This window comes from Pseudomonas sp. SF2 (assembly GCF_036858055.1).
Lineage (GTDB): Bacteria > Pseudomonadota > Gammaproteobacteria > Pseudomonadales > Pseudomonadaceae > Aquipseudomonas.
In genome coordinates, this window is the sequence record NZ_JAMBDI010000029.1 from 16,124 (window position 1) to 29,444 (window position 13,321).

Below are 13,321 nucleotides of genomic sequence, written 5' to 3' on the forward strand. Positions count from 1 at the left end.
GCGGGTTCACCCGCGAAGAGGCCAGTGATTCCACCGACAAACTTAGCCTATTTGCGCAGCGGGTCATCCCAGAAATGCCGCTCGGCCTCTTGCTGGATATCCGCCCGGCTCAACCCCAGGTCGTGCAAGGTTGCGTCACTGAGGCTGGCCAGTTCCTGACGCTGGCGGTACAGCTGCAGCCAGCGAACAGGACGCTGCAGGACTGCATGCCACAGGTGGTTCAGGGAAAAGGCAGGTTGCTGGATGCTGCTGACATGACCTTTCATCGTGAAGCCCTCCGTGTTGATGGCTCCAGTCTCCTGCCAGGCATAAGATCAATCCAACGAATGTTTCTGATGCCATGCATCTCGGAGATTGATGCAATGTCCCAGTACCAGAGCCTCGACGCGGACGTGCTGCGCACCTTCGTTGCAATCGCCGAACAAGGCGGCTTCACCCGCGCCGGCGAGGTGGTCAACCGCACCCAGTCGGCGGTGAGCATGCAGATGAAACGCCTGGAAGAAGACATCCTGCAGCGCCAGCTGTTCGAGCGCGACGGCCGCCAGGTGCGGCTGACTGCCGAAGGCCAGGTGCTGCTGGGCTATGCCCGGCGCATCCTCAAGCTGCACGGGGAAGTGTTCAACACCCTGCGCATGCCGCACATGGTCGGCGTAGTACGCATCGGCACGCCGGACGACTACGCCATGCGCTTTCTGCCGAATATCCTGTCGAGCTTTGCCCAGGCTTACCCGCTGGTGCAGGTTGAGGTGCATTGCGACTCGTCCAAGCAACTGATGCTGCGCCAGGACCTGGACCTGACCATCGTCACCCGTGAGCCGGGCAACGAGATTGGCCAGCTACTGCGCCAGGAACGCCTGGTGTGGGCCGCCGCCGAAGGCTTCTGCCCGCAGGAACAGCGCCCCATGCCGGTGGCCCTGTTCAACACCGACTGCTTCTGCCGGGCCTGGACCTGCAATGCCCTGGAAGCCCAGGGCATCGACTACCGCATCGCCTATACCAGCCCGAGCCTGGCGGCGATCTTTGCCATTGTCACCGCAGGGTTGGCGGTGACTGCGCAGCTGCAGAGCCTGATTGGCGGGAATATCCGCATTCTGGGCGAGAGCGAAGGGTTGCCGCAGTTGCCGGTGGCCAATGTGATGCTGGTGCGCAGTACCCAGCCCCCTTCGCCAATTACCGATTGCATGGCCGACTACATTGTCGAAGGGTTCAAGTAACTTGGAGCTTGCCGGCGATGGGCCGCAAGGCGGCCCCAAAATCTCAAAGCTCAAACCCGAGCATCACCGCACACCCCACCAAAAACACACAGAACATCGCCCGCAACACCTTCTCCGGCAACGCATGGGCCAACTTCACCCCCCAGCTGATGCTGAGCAAGCCCCCCACCGCCAACGGAATTCCCACCCCCCAGTCAACACTGTGGTGCACCCCATAGGTCACCAGGGTCACCAAGGTACTCGGCGCCGCCAGCGCCAGCGACAGCCCCTGCGCCACCACCTGGGTGGTACCGAACACACTGGTCAGGATCGGTGTGGCCACCACAGCCCCACCCACCCCGAACAAGCCGCCCATGGTCCCGGCAAAGCTGCCCAGCACACCCAGCCACGGCCAGGCATAGCGCAACTCGGCGCTGGGCGGCGTCACCTTCATGAACATCCGCGCCACGTTCCACACCGCCAGGGCCACCAGGAAGCCGACAAAGCCCAGGCGCATGGAGTGCGCATCCAGCCCCACCGCCCAGATCGACCCCAGCCAGGCGAACACGAAGCTGCACAGCGACAGCGGCACGGCATGGCGCAGCTCGATGCGGTTACGCTGGTGATAACGCCACAGCGCCAGCAGCACATTGGGCACTACCATCACCAGCGCCGTGCCCTGCGCCAACTGCTGGTCCAGGCCAAACAGCACGCCCAACGCCGGGATGGCGATCAGCCCGCCGCCAATGCCGAACAAGCCGCCCATGGTCCCCAGGGCTGCGCCCAGCACGATATACAACAACCACTCGATCATCAGAGCCTCATCCGCCTGTACACATAATGCGAGCATGCTAACGATTGCGGGCTGGCGGGGAAACGCATAGCAGCGCACAATGGCTGTGCGTTTCTCGCAAAAGCAAGGCAGCCATGAGCCCCGATACCCTGACCGACCAGCTAAGCCTGTTCCTCGACGTGCTGGAAACCGGCAGCTTTTCTGCCGCCGCCCGCCGCCACCCGCTGACCCCGTCCGCCGTGGCCCGGCGCATCGACAACCTGGAAAACGCCGTGGGCAGCCGCCTGTTCACCCGCAGCACCCATGCCGTGCGCGCCACCCCCGCGGGCAATGCCTTTGCCGAACGGGCCAGGCGCATCATCGAGGAACTGCGCCTGGCCCGCGCCGAAGCGGTGTCGCTGAGCAATGCCCCAGAAGGCCTGATCCGCATCGACGCCCCTGCCGCATTCGGCCGCCGCCACCTGGCTCCGGCCATCGCCGATTTCCTGGTGGCCTACCCGGGCCTGGATGTGCAACTGCGCCTGATCGACAGCTTCGTCGACCTGCAGGGCAGCCACCTGGGCGAGGTCGACCTGGTGTTGCGCGCCGGCCCCCTGGCCGACACCCGGCTGGTCGCCACGCCACTGGCCTACATGGTGCGCATCGCCTGCGCCAGCCCGGCCTACCTGGCCAGCCGCGGCATACCCACCTGCCCCAGCGAACTGCCCGGGCACGATGGTCTGGACTGGGACGGCCTGGCGCCGCCATTCGCCTGGCGCTTCAACGTGGCCGGGCAAACCCGCCTGTACCGCCCCTCACGCATGCGCATGGCCGCCAACAACGCCGAAACCCTGCTGTTCGGCGCCCTCGCCGGCTTAGGCATCGCCCACCTGCCCACCTGGCTGATCAGCGAATACCTGCTGCGCGGCGAACTGATACCGTTGTTTTGCGACGGGGGCTTGCCCGAAGCGGAAACCAGCGGTATCTACGCGCTACGCCTGGAACATGAAACGAACTCTCGCAGCCGTTTGCTGCTCGAATTCCTCAAGAGCCGCTTCAGCCCGATTCCGCCCTGGGACCTGGCCTTGCGCAGTGAACTGCACGAGTAGTGCGCGCACTAATGATCAGCGCGCCAGACTTTTCCATTGATTACCTTCAAGGACCTGCATGAACGCCGACACCCAAGCCTCCTCCTGTGACGAGCTGCTGCTGGACAACCAGGTCTGTTTCGCCCTGCATTCCACCTCGTTGCTGATGACCAAGGTCTACAAACCGCTGCTGCAGGCCCTGGGCCTGACCTACCCGCAGTACCTGGCCATGCTCGTGCTGTGGGAGCGCGACGGCCTGACCGTAGGCGAGATCAGCCAACACCTGCTGACCGACCCCGGCTCGTTGACGCCGCTGCTCAAGCGCCTGGAAAGCGAGGGCCTGCTGCAGCGCAACCGCAGCCGCGAGGACGAACGGGTGGTGCTGGTGCAACTGACCGACAAGGGCCGCGCCCTTCAGCAGCAGGCCAGGGAAGTGCCACAGTGCATCCTCAAGGCCAGTGGACGCAGCCTTGAACAGCTGCAACAGCTGCAGGCCGACTTGCTGGCGCTGCGCGAGAACCTGCAGAAAAACCTCTGACAGCTATGCTGTGCGATGGCCGTTCGGATGAGCGGTGAAGATTTATCTTGCGCGCTAACTAATTGCGCGCTAATTTAAATCCCACACCAACCCGCGCCCTCCTCCAGACGGGGAGCGCACAGCACATTAGCGAGGCTCAAGATGCAAAAGGTCACTCCGCTGTACATCGCAGAAGCAACCTCCACCGGTGGGCGCGATGGCAAATCCCGCTCCAGTGACGGCAAACTGGTTGTCAACCTGAGCACCCCCAAGGAACTGGGCGGCGCAGGCGGTGACGGCACCAACCCCGAGCAGATGTTCGCCGCCGGTTACTCGGCATGCTTCATCGGCGCCTTGAAGTTCGTGGCCGGGCAAGAGAAAAAAGCCCTGCCAGCGGATGCCTCGATCACCGCGAAGGTGGGCATCGGCCAGATTCCGGGTGGTTTCGGCCTGGACATCGACCTGCACATCAACCTGCCGGGCCTGGCCCAGGCCGATGCCGAAGGGCTGGTGGAAAAGGCGCACAAGGTGTGCCCGTACTCCAACGCCACCCGCGGCAATGTGGATGTGCGCCTGCATGTAACTGTCTGACTAAGGTGAACACGACGCGGCCTCTGTGGGAGCGGGCGCGCCCGCGAAGAATTCAACACGGTGGCTGGCACCGGCTGCGNNGGCATGCCCGCTCCCACAGGGCCCCTGCTAATTCAGTGAGTTACGTGCAGCTCAATGAGAGCAGCCTTACCGCGGCTTGAAGATCTGCAGGCATTAAAAAACCCGGCCAAGGCCGGGTTTTTTGCGTTTCACAAGAAGTATTACTTCTTGGAACGGCCTTTGAAGCTGTTGTCGCGAGTGTCGATATCGATCCACTCGTCGATCTGGATGAAGTCGGCAACCGAGATCTCGGTACCGTTCTTCAGCTTGGCAGGCTTCATGACCTTGCCCGAGGTGTCGCCGCGTGCAGCGTTCTCGGTGTAGACAACCTGGCGGCTGATGGTGGTCGGCAGTTCAACCGAAACCAGGCGGCCTTCGAAGAACACGGCTTCGCAGACGTCTTCCATGCCTTCTTCGATGTACGGCAGAACGGCTTCGATGTCCTCGGCGTTCAGTTCGTACATGGTGTAGTCGGTGGTGTCCATGAAGGTGTATTCGTCACCGTTGATGAACGACAGGGTCGCTTCTTTGCGATCCAGGATCACGTCGTCCAGCTTGTCGTCCGCACCGTAGACGGTTTCGGTCTTGTAGCCGGTCAACAGGTTCTTCAGCTTGGTCTTCATGATCGCGCTGTTACGGCCCGACTTGGTGAACTCAGCTTTTTGAACCAGCCATGGGTCGTTGTCGATCCGCAGGACGGTACCGGGTTTCAGTTCTTTACCAGTTTTCATTACGAAGTATCCGAATCTGGATGGATTTATAAAAATCGAGGCCGCGTATCATAGCGAATTTCGGTAAAAGTGTACTAGCGCTGTGGCAAGGTCCGGCTGAGCGGCCTGTCGCGCCGCCCAACGCCGGGCATGCTGCCGCAGTTCTGGCCAGTGCTGGCGGGCCGCCTGCCAGGCCTGGCCCATGTCGCTGTCCATGTTCCAGGCACGCCACAGGCCAAGCAGGGCGGCATCGGCATCGCCTGACAACCCGTGTCGATAATGCGCGAGAAACGCTTCGAGCTTTTCCCAATGGGCATTCTCGTCCTGCACGTAGATGTGCCACAGCATCGGCTGCCCGGCCCACTGCGCGCGCACGAACGAGTCTTCGCCGCGCACGGCGTTGAAATCACAGCTCCACAGCAACCGGTCGTAGTCGTCCTGGCTGACGAAAGGTAATACCTGCACGGTCAGCGCCCCTCGCTTGCGCACGCTGCCCACTTGCAGCGGCGCCTCGCCAAGCCACTGGCTGAGCCCCGCGACAACGCGCCCTTGCGGCACCAGCAAGTGACAAGGTTGCTCACCTGAGGCCATGGCATCGAGCCAGTTGCCCAGTTGCGGGTTTTCGTAGGCGAACAGCGACATCAGCAACGCCCCCGCTTCAGGGTTTACGCCAAGCCCCTGCAAGAAGGCCTGCCGTGCGCCCTGCTGGAACGCATCACGCAGTGCCAGCAGCGAGCCCTCGCGCAGCAGGCCACCGGTTTTTTCGGTAAAGCCGGGAAAGAAAAACACCTTGCGCAAGCCATTGGGCTGCGGCGAAGGCAAGCCATGGCAACCCTCCACCCAGTCCTCGGCACTGAGGTACTCAAGGTTCAGCCACAGCGGCGGCGTGGCGCGAACACGCATTGCCTCTACATAAGGTGCTGGCAACTGGCAGGCGAAGGCACCAATTACCACATCAGCCGGCGCCACCGGCAACCAGGTCACCGGCCACTGGCGCACGTCCACACCGTGCTGCCACTGCTGCTGGGCGGTGGCGTCGGCCCCTGGGCACATGGGCGTGAACGCATTGAGGTCATCCACCCACAGGCGCACTGCCAGCCCGTGCTCGGCCACCAGCTGCCGGGCCAGGCGCCAGGTCACGCCTATATCGCCGTAGTTGTCGACGACGCTGCAGAAGATGTCCCAGGTGGCTTTCATGTGCCCTGCCCTCGCCCGGCGGAAAAACCGCGCATTTTGCGCATAAATTGTCGCTGACAAAAGCACCTGCGCGGAAAAATGCCCAGACGCATGCGACAATGCACCCCGATCCACCTGCCAGGAAGCTGCCATGCCGCGCCACCGTGAACTGAAGATCGCCCTCAAGCCGTTGCCGTTGATCCTGTGCGTTGCCTTTGGCCTGTGGCTGGGCGCCGTGGCCATCGCCGCCAGCCTGTGGCTGGCCCTGCAACTGTGGCCACAGCAGGTACAGCCACTGGCCCAGGCCGTGGCCCCCAGCGCGTACCGGCCTGCCACGCCGCCAGCGCCAGCCCCTGTGGCGGATGCCCAGGCGGAGATGTTCGAACGCTACAAGGACATCCTGCACAAGCAGGAACTGCAACAGGCCGCCGAGGCCGCCCAGGGCAACCCGCGCAACCTCAACAGCCCCAAGTGCCAGTTCTGGCTGCAGCAGAACCGCACTGCGCCTACCGACAAAAGCCAGGCCAACGTGCTGGAGTTCTGTTACTGACCATGAACAAGCCCCACCTGCTGGCGCAGATCGTCGCCACCCTCGAGCATGACCTGGATGTGCTGACCCGCGCGGCGCAAACCGCGTACGAAGCCGCCACTGCTGAAGAGAACATCGCCGAGAACAAGTATGACACCCTTGGCCTGGAAGCCTCGTACCTGGCCACCGGCCAGGCCCGCCGCAGCGCCGAGATTCGCATGGCACTGCAGACTTACCAGCAACTGCTGCTGCGCGATTATGACCCGGCGCGTGGGGTGCAGATCAGCAACCTGGTAACCCTGGAAGACGAGGATGGCAGCCAGCGCCGGTTGTTCCTTGGGCCTGAGGCGGCGGGGCTGAAGATTGGCGAGGGGGCCGGGCTGGTGACGGTGATTACCCCGCGCTCGCCGCTGGGGCAGCAGTTGCTCGGCAAGAAGGTTGATGATGAGGTGAGCCTGGGGGCACAGGCACTATTCATAGTCGATGTTGCCTGACCGGGCCCAATCGCCGGCAATACACATCTAAAGGGTTTGCAAGGCATCGAACCGCCGCGCCAACCCCTGCTCGGCAAACTGCTCCACCACAAAGTCGATAAACGTCCGGGTCTTGCCCGGCAGCAGCTTGTGCTCGGCGAAATACAGGCTGATATACCCATCGTCCACATACCAGTCCGGCAGCACCCGCCGCAGCCGCCCGCCCTCCAGGTACGGCACGGCAAACGGCAGGCTCACCAGGGCAATCCCCAAGCCCTGCTCGGCCACCGCGCAAGCCGCATCCGAATCGCTCATGGTCATCGCCTGGCGCAACTGCAAAGGCTGCTGCACCTGCCAGCGGCTGGTCAACGGCCATGAGCGCACCCGCCCGGTCTGCGGCGAGCGGATCAGGATACCGTCATGCCGTTGCAATACCTGCGGGTCGTCAATCGGCGCGTGTCGCCCCAGGTACGCCGGCGCCGCCACCAGCACCCGGTGCGCCGGGGTCAGCTTGCGCGCCACCACCCCTGGCGGCAGTTCGAAGCCACCGCCAATCGCCGCATCGAAGCCCTGGCCGATCAGGTCGACCTGACGGTTGTCGAAATGCCAGTCCGGGGTAATGGCCGGGTAGCGACGCAGGAACTCACCCAGCAAGGGCAAAACATACAAGCGCCCGAATACCGTGCCCATGCTCACCCGCAACAACCCGGCCGGCTGGCCTTCGCTGCTGGCCAGGTTAGCCACGGCGTACTGGATGGTGCGGAAGCTGTCACTGACCTCCCCCAGAAATCGCTGCCCCGCTTCGGTCAGGGTCAGCTTGCGGGTACTACGCTGGAACAACCGCACCCCCAGGCGTGCTTCCAGCTGGGCAACATGCTTGCCCACGGCAGCCGGGGTAATGCTGAGGCGCCTGGCGGCCTCGGCAAAACTGCCGACCTCGGCACTGCGGATGAAGCATTCCAACGCGTTGAACGATTCCGTGGCCATGATTAGCAACCAAAGGTTTACTCTGCTAATAGTGATTGCCATCTTATCAGCAGGTAATCAAGCGCCGATACTGCGCCCATCCAAGGCATTCCGGCCTGGCTTCCAGCAGGAGATCAGCATGTCCAAACAACACACCCTCGAAGGCAAAGTCGCCCTGGTACAGGGCGGTTCCCGCGGCATCGGTGCAGCCATCGTGCGACGCCTGGCCCGCGAAGGCGCACAGGTGGCCTTCACCTATGTCAGCTCCGCCGGCCCGGCGCAGGCGCTGGTTCAGGAAATTACCGACAACGGCGGCAAAGCCCTGGCCCTGCGGGCCGACAGTGCCGACGCGGCAGCCGTGCAACTGGCTGTGGATGACACCGTGAAGGCCTTCGGCCGACTGGATATCCTGGTCAACAACGCCGGTGTACTGGCGGTAGCGCCGGTGACCGAATTCGACCTGGCCGACTTCGACCACATGCTGGCGGTGAACGTGCGCAGCGTATTCGTCGCCAGCCAGGCCGCGGCCCGCTACATGGGCCAAGGCGGGCGCATCATCAACATTGGCAGCACCAACGCCGAGCGCATGCCGTTTGCCGGTGGCGCCCCCTATGCCATGAGCAAGTCGGCGCTGGTCGGCCTGACCCGCGGCATGGCCCGTGACCTGGGGCCGAAGGGCATTACCGTGAACAACGTTCAGCCAGGGCCGGTGGACACCGACATGAACCCGGCCAGCGGCGAGTTCGCTGACAGCCTGATCCCGCTGATGGCGATCGGGCGGTATGGCGAGGCGGATGAGATTGCCAGCTTCGTGGCTTACCTGGCGGGGCCTGAGGCGGGGTATGTCACTGGGGCCAGCCTGACGGTCGATGGCGGGTTTGCTGCCTGATTGAAGGGTTGCGTGTTCCGGCCTCTTCGCGGGCGCGCCCGCTCCCACAGGTACTGCGCGATCCCTGTGGGAGCGGGCATGCCCGCGAATAGGCCGGCACAGGCTCTGCCACACAATGCATTGATGTAGTGCCCGACACTTTCCGATAATCCCCCCTTTACTCCTGCCCGCCACGAGAACTGCATGAACACCCCCACGCTCAGCCGTGCCCTGATCCTGCTGATGGCCACCGCCACCGGCCTGGCCGTAGCCAGTAACTATTACGCGCAACCGCTGCTGCACAGCATTGCCCAGCAGTTCGGCCTGAGCACCGCCAGTGCCGGCAGCATCGTCATTGCCGCGCAGCTCAGCTATGGCGCCGGCCTGTTGCTGCTGGCGCCGCTGGGCGACCTGTTCGAGCAGCGCCGGCTGATCACCGTAATGACCGCCATTTCCACCCTGGGCCTGGTCATCAGTGCCTGCGCACCGAGCCTGCCCTGGCTGATCCTTGGCACGGCGCTGACCGGGCTGTTCTCGGTAGTGGCGCAAATCCTCGTGCCCATGGCCGCGAGCCTCAGCGAGCCACACCAGCGCGGGCGCGCGGTCGGCACGCTGATGAGCGGCCTGCTGCTGGGCATCCTGCTGGCGCGTACCGCCGCCGGCTTCATGGCCGAGCTCGGTGGCTGGCGCAGCATCTACGTGCTGGCCGCGGTGCTGATGGCCATCACCGCCGTGGCGCTGCACCGCAGCCTGCCGCAACACCACAGCCATGCCGGGCTGAAATACCCGGCGCTGATCGGCTCGGTGTTCCGCCTGTTCTTCGAAGAACCGGTGCTGCGCCTGCGCTCGCTACTCGGCCTGCTGGCGTTCAGCCTGTTCGCCCTGTTCTGGACGCCACTGGCGTTCCTGCTGGCGAAAGGCCCGTACCACTATTCGGACGCAGTGATAGGCCTGTTCGGCCTGGCCGGTGCAGCGGGTGCGCTGTCGGCCAACTGGGCCGGGCGCCTGGCCGACCGTGGCAAGGGCTCGCTGGGTACCACCGTGGGGCTGGTGGTGTTGCTGCTGTCATGGGTCCCGCTGGGCTATGCCGAGCAGTCCTTGCCGGCCTTGCTGCTGGGCGTGCTGATGCTCGACCTGGCGGTGCAGCTGGTGCACGTGAGCAACCAGAATGCAGTGATTGCCCTGCGGCCCGAGGCGCGCACGCGGCTGAATGCCGGGTATATCACCTGCTACTTCATTGGCGGGGCATTGGGGTCATTGCTGGGCACGCAGTTGTTCCAGCGCCAGGGCTGGATGGGGATTGTGGTGGCCGGGTTGGTGATTGGCGGGCTGGCGTTGCTGGCCTGGGGGTTGGCGGAGCATAAGCGCAAGAACGCTTTGCAAGCGGCCTGAAATTTTTTATTGGATTCTTCGCGGGCGTGCCCGCGAAGAGGCCCTTAGCCATGGCGACAATGCACCGCACGACCCTCCGTCGCATGGCCGTTGACTTGCCCGCCTGGGCAGCGCTCAGTAGGCGCTGGTCAATGCCCTTTCCCTGACAGGACGACGTTATGACAAGACTCACGGTGCAATCCGGCGATTTCTTGCAAGGTGAAGGCGAGTATCGCAACGGATCGCTCACACTCAAGACCCCGCGCAGCCCCTCCCCGGGCGAGCGGATTTCTCTGGCACGCATCAGCGACCTCCGGCTTGCCAGCCTGGAATCCAGCCGTAGCCTGGGCAGTGCCCTGGGCTGGGGCATGGCCGGGGCCCTGGTAGCCGGGCCGGTGGGGTTGCTGGCCGGGCTGTGGCTGGGTGGCAAGGAAGAACAAGCTACCTTCCTGGCTACCTTCAAGGATGGGCGCAAGCTCATGGCCATTACCGATGGCAAGACCTGGTCGAAGATCGATGACAACTGGCGGCAGCACAAGCGGCCGGCCAACCAAGACTGAATATCACCGGGCCTGGATCGTTTTATGTTGAAGGCGGCTGTAAGATGCCGCCTTTTTCATGGCCTGTGCCGGCCTCTTCGCGGGTAAACCCGCTCCCACAGGAAAATCACTATCCTCAGGTGCAGTGATATCCCTGTGGGAGCGGGTTTACCCGCGAAGAGACCGGCACAGGTGTGCGCATCCAGGAGCCCCACCGCATGCCCCCGCGTCACCCTCGCCTGCCCCTGAGCCTGCTCAGCCTGGGCCTGGCCCTGCATTGCCCTCATGTGCTTGCCGAAGACAGCGTGTTACTGGCCCCGCTGCAGGTGTCCGACACCTACGCCAACGACGGCTACCAGGCACGCCAGGCAGCAGTAGGTGGCTTCCAGCCCGCGCCCCTGCTCGACACCCCTGCTTCGGTCAGCGTGTTCAGCCAGCAACTGCTGGAAGACCGCCAGGTGCGCAAGCTCAGCGAAGTGCTGCAAAGCGACGCCTCGGTGGGCGAAAGCTACGCCCCCATCGGTTACTACGAAAACTTCAACGTGCGCGGCTTCGAGCTGAATGCCGCCAGCAGCTACCGCATCAATGGCCAGACCATCGCCGGCGAGCAGAACGTAGCACTGGAGAACAAGCAGCAGGTGGAGCTGCTCAAGGGCCTGTCCGGGCTGCAGAGCGGCGTGTCGGAGCCGGGCGGTTTGGTCAACTACGTGACCAAGCGCGCCGAAGACGTGCGCAGTATCACGGTTTCGACCAACGAACAGGGCGAACGCTACCTGGCCACCGACCTGGGCGGCTGGTTCGGCAGCGAGCGGCAGTTCGGCCTGCGCGCCAACCTGGCCCATGAAGACATCCGCTCCTATGTCGACCATGCCGATGGCAAGCGCGACTTCGCCTCGCTGGCCTTCGACTGGCAGATCAACCCGGATGCCACCCTGCAACTGGATGCCGAATACCAGCACCGCGAACAGCGCTCGGTACCCGGTTACCAGTTGCTCGGTGGCAGCGAAGTGCCCCACGGCATCGACCCGGACGACCGCCTGGCCTACCAGCACTGGGCCAAGCCGGTGCAGAACGATTCGCTGAACCTGGGCGGGCGCTTCGAGTACCGTTTCAACGAGGCCTGGACCGGGACCTTGAGTGCCTCGCGCAGCAAGGTGGTTATCGATGACTACAGCTCGTTTGCCTGGGGCTCGAGCGAAGGCGCGTTCTTCGGCAGCAATGGCGACTACGACATTTACGACTTCCGCAGCCCCGACGACACCCGCCGCACCGACGAGGCTCAGGCCATGCTCAATGGGCGTTTCGATGCGCTGGGGGTAGGGCATGAGCTGACCGTGGGCACCAGTGCACAGCGGCGCACGCTGGATCAGCGCCCCAGCTATATGGAATGGATAGGCACAGGCAACATCCACACCGGCGCGCCGGCCTTTGATCCATCCGACAACCCCATCAGGTCTAGCGAACGTCGCCTGGACAGCCGCCAGTACGGCCTGTTCGTCAGCGACCGTATCAGCTTCAACGAGCAATGGCAGACCTTACTGGGCGCTCGTGAAGTGCGCCTGGATGAAAGCACCTGGGACGAAAACGGGGTGGCCGGCCGCCATACCCGGCAGTACGAATTGCTGCCCAATGCCGCGCTCATCTACAAGCCGCAACCGGATACCACCTTGTACGCCAGCTACGCCAAAGGCCTTTCAGCCGGCGGCACGGCCCCCTGGTTTGCCAGCAACGCAGCCGAAATCCTCGCACCGACGACCTCGCACCAAGTGGAACTGGGCCTCAAGCACGACTGGCAAGGGCTGAGCTTCAGCGCCGCACTGTTCCAGATCCGCCAGGCATACCAGTACGCCCGCCCGGACGGCGCCGACAAATTCACCTACGTGCAGCAAGGCCAGCAGAAGAACACCGGCCTGGAGCTGGGCGCCAGCGGCTGGGTAACCTCGAACCTGCAGGTGCAAGCCAGCGCTGCGGCGATTCGGGCGCGGGTGCAGAACAGCGGTACCGATGCCTATGAAGGCCACCAGGCGATCAACGTGCCCAGGTTCCGGGCGGCGCTGCAGGCGGAATACACCCTGCCGGTGCCGGGGCTGGCACTGCTGGGCGGGGCGCGCTACAGCGCCAGCAAGTATGCGAACCAGGCGGGGGGCGTGGAGGTTGGCGGGTATACGGTGTTCGATGTGGGTAGCCGCTACCGCACGCGCATCGGGGGGTATGACACGGTGCTGCGGCTGACTGTGGATAACGTGTTCGACAAGCGTTACTGGCGCGATGTGGGGGATTACCTGGGGGATAACTACCTGTTCCAGGGAGCGCCGCGGACGGCTCGGCTGTCGGCTTCGGTCAGCTTCTAGATTTTTTGGGGCGCCTGTGGGAGCGGGCGCGTCGAGGCGTCGAACCGCCGCGAACACCGGCGCAGCCGGTGCCATAGATCGCGTCGCTTTCTTCGCGGGCGTGCCCGCTCCCACAGG

Annotated in this window: 15 protein-coding genes; 10 read left to right on the plus strand and 5 right to left on the minus strand. The window is 63.9% G+C overall.

Features of this window, described 5'->3' with window-relative positions:
- Positions 1–47: 47 nt before the first annotated feature.
- Complete coding sequence (locus tag M2S36_RS17315; protein WP_063911691.1) at positions 48–266, minus strand: DUF1127 domain-containing protein; 219 nt, start codon at positions 264–266, stop codon at positions 48–50.
- A gap of 96 nt (positions 267–362) precedes the next feature.
- On the opposite strand from M2S36_RS17315, the gene M2S36_RS17320 reads away from it, so the two are divergent.
- Positions 363–1,214, plus strand: a complete 852-nt coding sequence (locus tag M2S36_RS17320) for a LysR substrate-binding domain-containing protein (RefSeq protein ID WP_233687170.1) — start codon at positions 363–365, stop codon at positions 1,212–1,214.
- Between the two features lie 43 nt (positions 1,215–1,257).
- Here M2S36_RS17320 and M2S36_RS17325 read toward each other — a convergent pair whose 3' ends face one another.
- The gene (locus M2S36_RS17325; protein ID WP_015269373.1) at positions 1,258–2,007 is read right to left on the minus strand and encodes a sulfite exporter TauE/SafE family protein; all 750 of its coding nucleotides are present in this window, start codon (positions 2,005–2,007) and stop codon (positions 1,258–1,260) included.
- 113 nt (positions 2,008–2,120) lie between these two features.
- Here M2S36_RS17325 and M2S36_RS17330 point away from each other — a divergent pair, with 113 nt between their 5' ends.
- The 3 genes from M2S36_RS17330 (at position 2,121) to M2S36_RS17340 (ending at position 4,161) form a co-directional block, all read left to right on the plus strand.
- Complete coding sequence (locus tag M2S36_RS17330) at positions 2,121–3,074, plus strand: LysR family transcriptional regulator (RefSeq protein WP_207832277.1); 954 nt, start codon at positions 2,121–2,123, stop codon at positions 3,072–3,074.
- Positions 3,075–3,132: 58 nt separating this feature from the next.
- Positions 3,133–3,591, plus strand: coding sequence for a MarR family winged helix-turn-helix transcriptional regulator (locus M2S36_RS17335; RefSeq protein ID WP_063911689.1), 459 nt, complete (start codon positions 3,133–3,135; stop codon positions 3,589–3,591).
- Between the two features lie 141 nt (positions 3,592–3,732).
- Complete coding sequence (locus tag M2S36_RS17340; protein WP_063911688.1) at positions 3,733–4,161, plus strand: organic hydroperoxide resistance protein; 429 nt, start codon at positions 3,733–3,735, stop codon at positions 4,159–4,161.
- Between the two features lie 221 nt (positions 4,162–4,382).
- On the opposite strand, the gene efp is transcribed toward M2S36_RS17340, so the two are convergent.
- On the minus strand, positions 4,383–4,952 hold the full coding sequence (efp, locus tag M2S36_RS17345) for an elongation factor P (RefSeq protein ID WP_013971530.1): 570 nt from the start codon (positions 4,950–4,952) through the stop codon (positions 4,383–4,385).
- 48 nt (positions 4,953–5,000) lie between these two features.
- Positions 5,001–6,128 (minus strand): elongation factor P maturation arginine rhamnosyltransferase EarP, encoded by a 1,128-nt coding sequence (earP, locus tag M2S36_RS17350; RefSeq protein WP_333957504.1) that lies wholly within the window; start codon positions 6,126–6,128, stop codon positions 5,001–5,003.
- Positions 6,129–6,258: 130 nt separating this feature from the next.
- Between earP and M2S36_RS17355 the strand changes: the two genes are divergently transcribed.
- Both M2S36_RS17355 and M2S36_RS17360 read left to right on the plus strand, forming a co-directional pair.
- Positions 6,259–6,657, plus strand: coding sequence for a hypothetical protein (locus M2S36_RS17355; protein WP_233687172.1), 399 nt, complete (start codon positions 6,259–6,261; stop codon positions 6,655–6,657).
- 2 nt (positions 6,658–6,659) lie between these two features.
- Positions 6,660–7,130, plus strand: coding sequence for a GreA/GreB family elongation factor (locus M2S36_RS17360; protein ID WP_207832284.1), 471 nt, complete (start codon positions 6,660–6,662; stop codon positions 7,128–7,130).
- Positions 7,131–7,157: 27 nt separating this feature from the next.
- Here the strand turns inward: M2S36_RS17360 and M2S36_RS17365 are convergent, their stop codons facing one another.
- Positions 7,158–8,096, minus strand: a complete 939-nt coding sequence (locus tag M2S36_RS17365; RefSeq protein WP_333957505.1) for a LysR family transcriptional regulator — start codon at positions 8,094–8,096, stop codon at positions 7,158–7,160.
- 118 nt (positions 8,097–8,214) lie between these two features.
- Between M2S36_RS17365 and M2S36_RS17370 the strand changes: the two genes are divergently transcribed.
- From M2S36_RS17370 to M2S36_RS17385, 4 genes are all read left to right on the plus strand, one after another.
- On the plus strand, positions 8,215–8,964 hold the full coding sequence (locus M2S36_RS17370) for a 3-oxoacyl-ACP reductase family protein (protein WP_063911683.1): 750 nt from the start codon (positions 8,215–8,217) through the stop codon (positions 8,962–8,964).
- Between the two features lie 183 nt (positions 8,965–9,147).
- Positions 9,148–10,335: an MFS transporter gene (locus M2S36_RS17375; RefSeq protein WP_333957506.1), complete on the plus strand. Its 1,188-nt coding sequence runs from the start codon at positions 9,148–9,150 to the stop codon at positions 10,333–10,335.
- Between the two features lie 158 nt (positions 10,336–10,493).
- Complete coding sequence (locus tag M2S36_RS17380) at positions 10,494–10,874, plus strand: hypothetical protein (protein ID WP_207832289.1); 381 nt, start codon at positions 10,494–10,496, stop codon at positions 10,872–10,874.
- Between the two features lie 197 nt (positions 10,875–11,071).
- Entirely contained in the window at positions 11,072–13,204 is a 2,133-nt protein-coding gene (locus tag M2S36_RS17385; protein ID WP_333957507.1) for a TonB-dependent siderophore receptor, read from the plus strand.
- Positions 13,205–13,321 lie beyond the last annotated feature (117 nt).

Bases quoted from the DNA above. Each gene is read 5' to 3' on its own strand.
- M2S36_RS17315 (WP_063911691.1), bottom strand. From the start codon at position 266: ATGAAAGGTCATGTCAGCAGCATCCAGCAACCTGCCTTTTCCCTGAAC.
- M2S36_RS17320 (WP_233687170.1), top strand. From the start codon at position 363: ATGTCCCAGTACCAGAGCCTCGACGCGGACGTGCTGCGCACCTTCGTT.
- M2S36_RS17325 (WP_015269373.1), bottom strand. From the start codon at position 2,007: ATGATCGAGTGGTTGTTGTATATCGTGCTGGGCGCAGCCCTGGGGACC.
- M2S36_RS17330 (WP_207832277.1), top strand. From the start codon at position 2,121: ATGAGCCCCGATACCCTGACCGACCAGCTAAGCCTGTTCCTCGACGTG.
- M2S36_RS17335 (WP_063911689.1), top strand. From the start codon at position 3,133: ATGAACGCCGACACCCAAGCCTCCTCCTGTGACGAGCTGCTGCTGGAC.
- M2S36_RS17340 (WP_063911688.1), top strand. From the start codon at position 3,733: ATGCAAAAGGTCACTCCGCTGTACATCGCAGAAGCAACCTCCACCGGT.
- efp (WP_013971530.1), bottom strand. From the start codon at position 4,952: ATGAAAACTGGTAAAGAACTGAAACCCGGTACCGTCCTGCGGATCGAC.
- earP (WP_333957504.1), bottom strand. From the start codon at position 6,128: ATGAAAGCCACCTGGGACATCTTCTGCAGCGTCGTCGACAACTACGGC.
- M2S36_RS17355 (WP_233687172.1), top strand. From the start codon at position 6,259: ATGCCGCGCCACCGTGAACTGAAGATCGCCCTCAAGCCGTTGCCGTTG.
- M2S36_RS17360 (WP_207832284.1), top strand. From the start codon at position 6,660: ATGAACAAGCCCCACCTGCTGGCGCAGATCGTCGCCACCCTCGAGCAT.
- M2S36_RS17365 (WP_333957505.1), bottom strand. From the start codon at position 8,096: ATGGCCACGGAATCGTTCAACGCGTTGGAATGCTTCATCCGCAGTGCC.
- M2S36_RS17370 (WP_063911683.1), top strand. From the start codon at position 8,215: ATGTCCAAACAACACACCCTCGAAGGCAAAGTCGCCCTGGTACAGGGC.
- M2S36_RS17375 (WP_333957506.1), top strand. From the start codon at position 9,148: ATGAACACCCCCACGCTCAGCCGTGCCCTGATCCTGCTGATGGCCACC.
- M2S36_RS17380 (WP_207832289.1), top strand. From the start codon at position 10,494: ATGACAAGACTCACGGTGCAATCCGGCGATTTCTTGCAAGGTGAAGGC.
- M2S36_RS17385 (WP_333957507.1), top strand. From the start codon at position 11,072: ATGCCCCCGCGTCACCCTCGCCTGCCCCTGAGCCTGCTCAGCCTGGGC.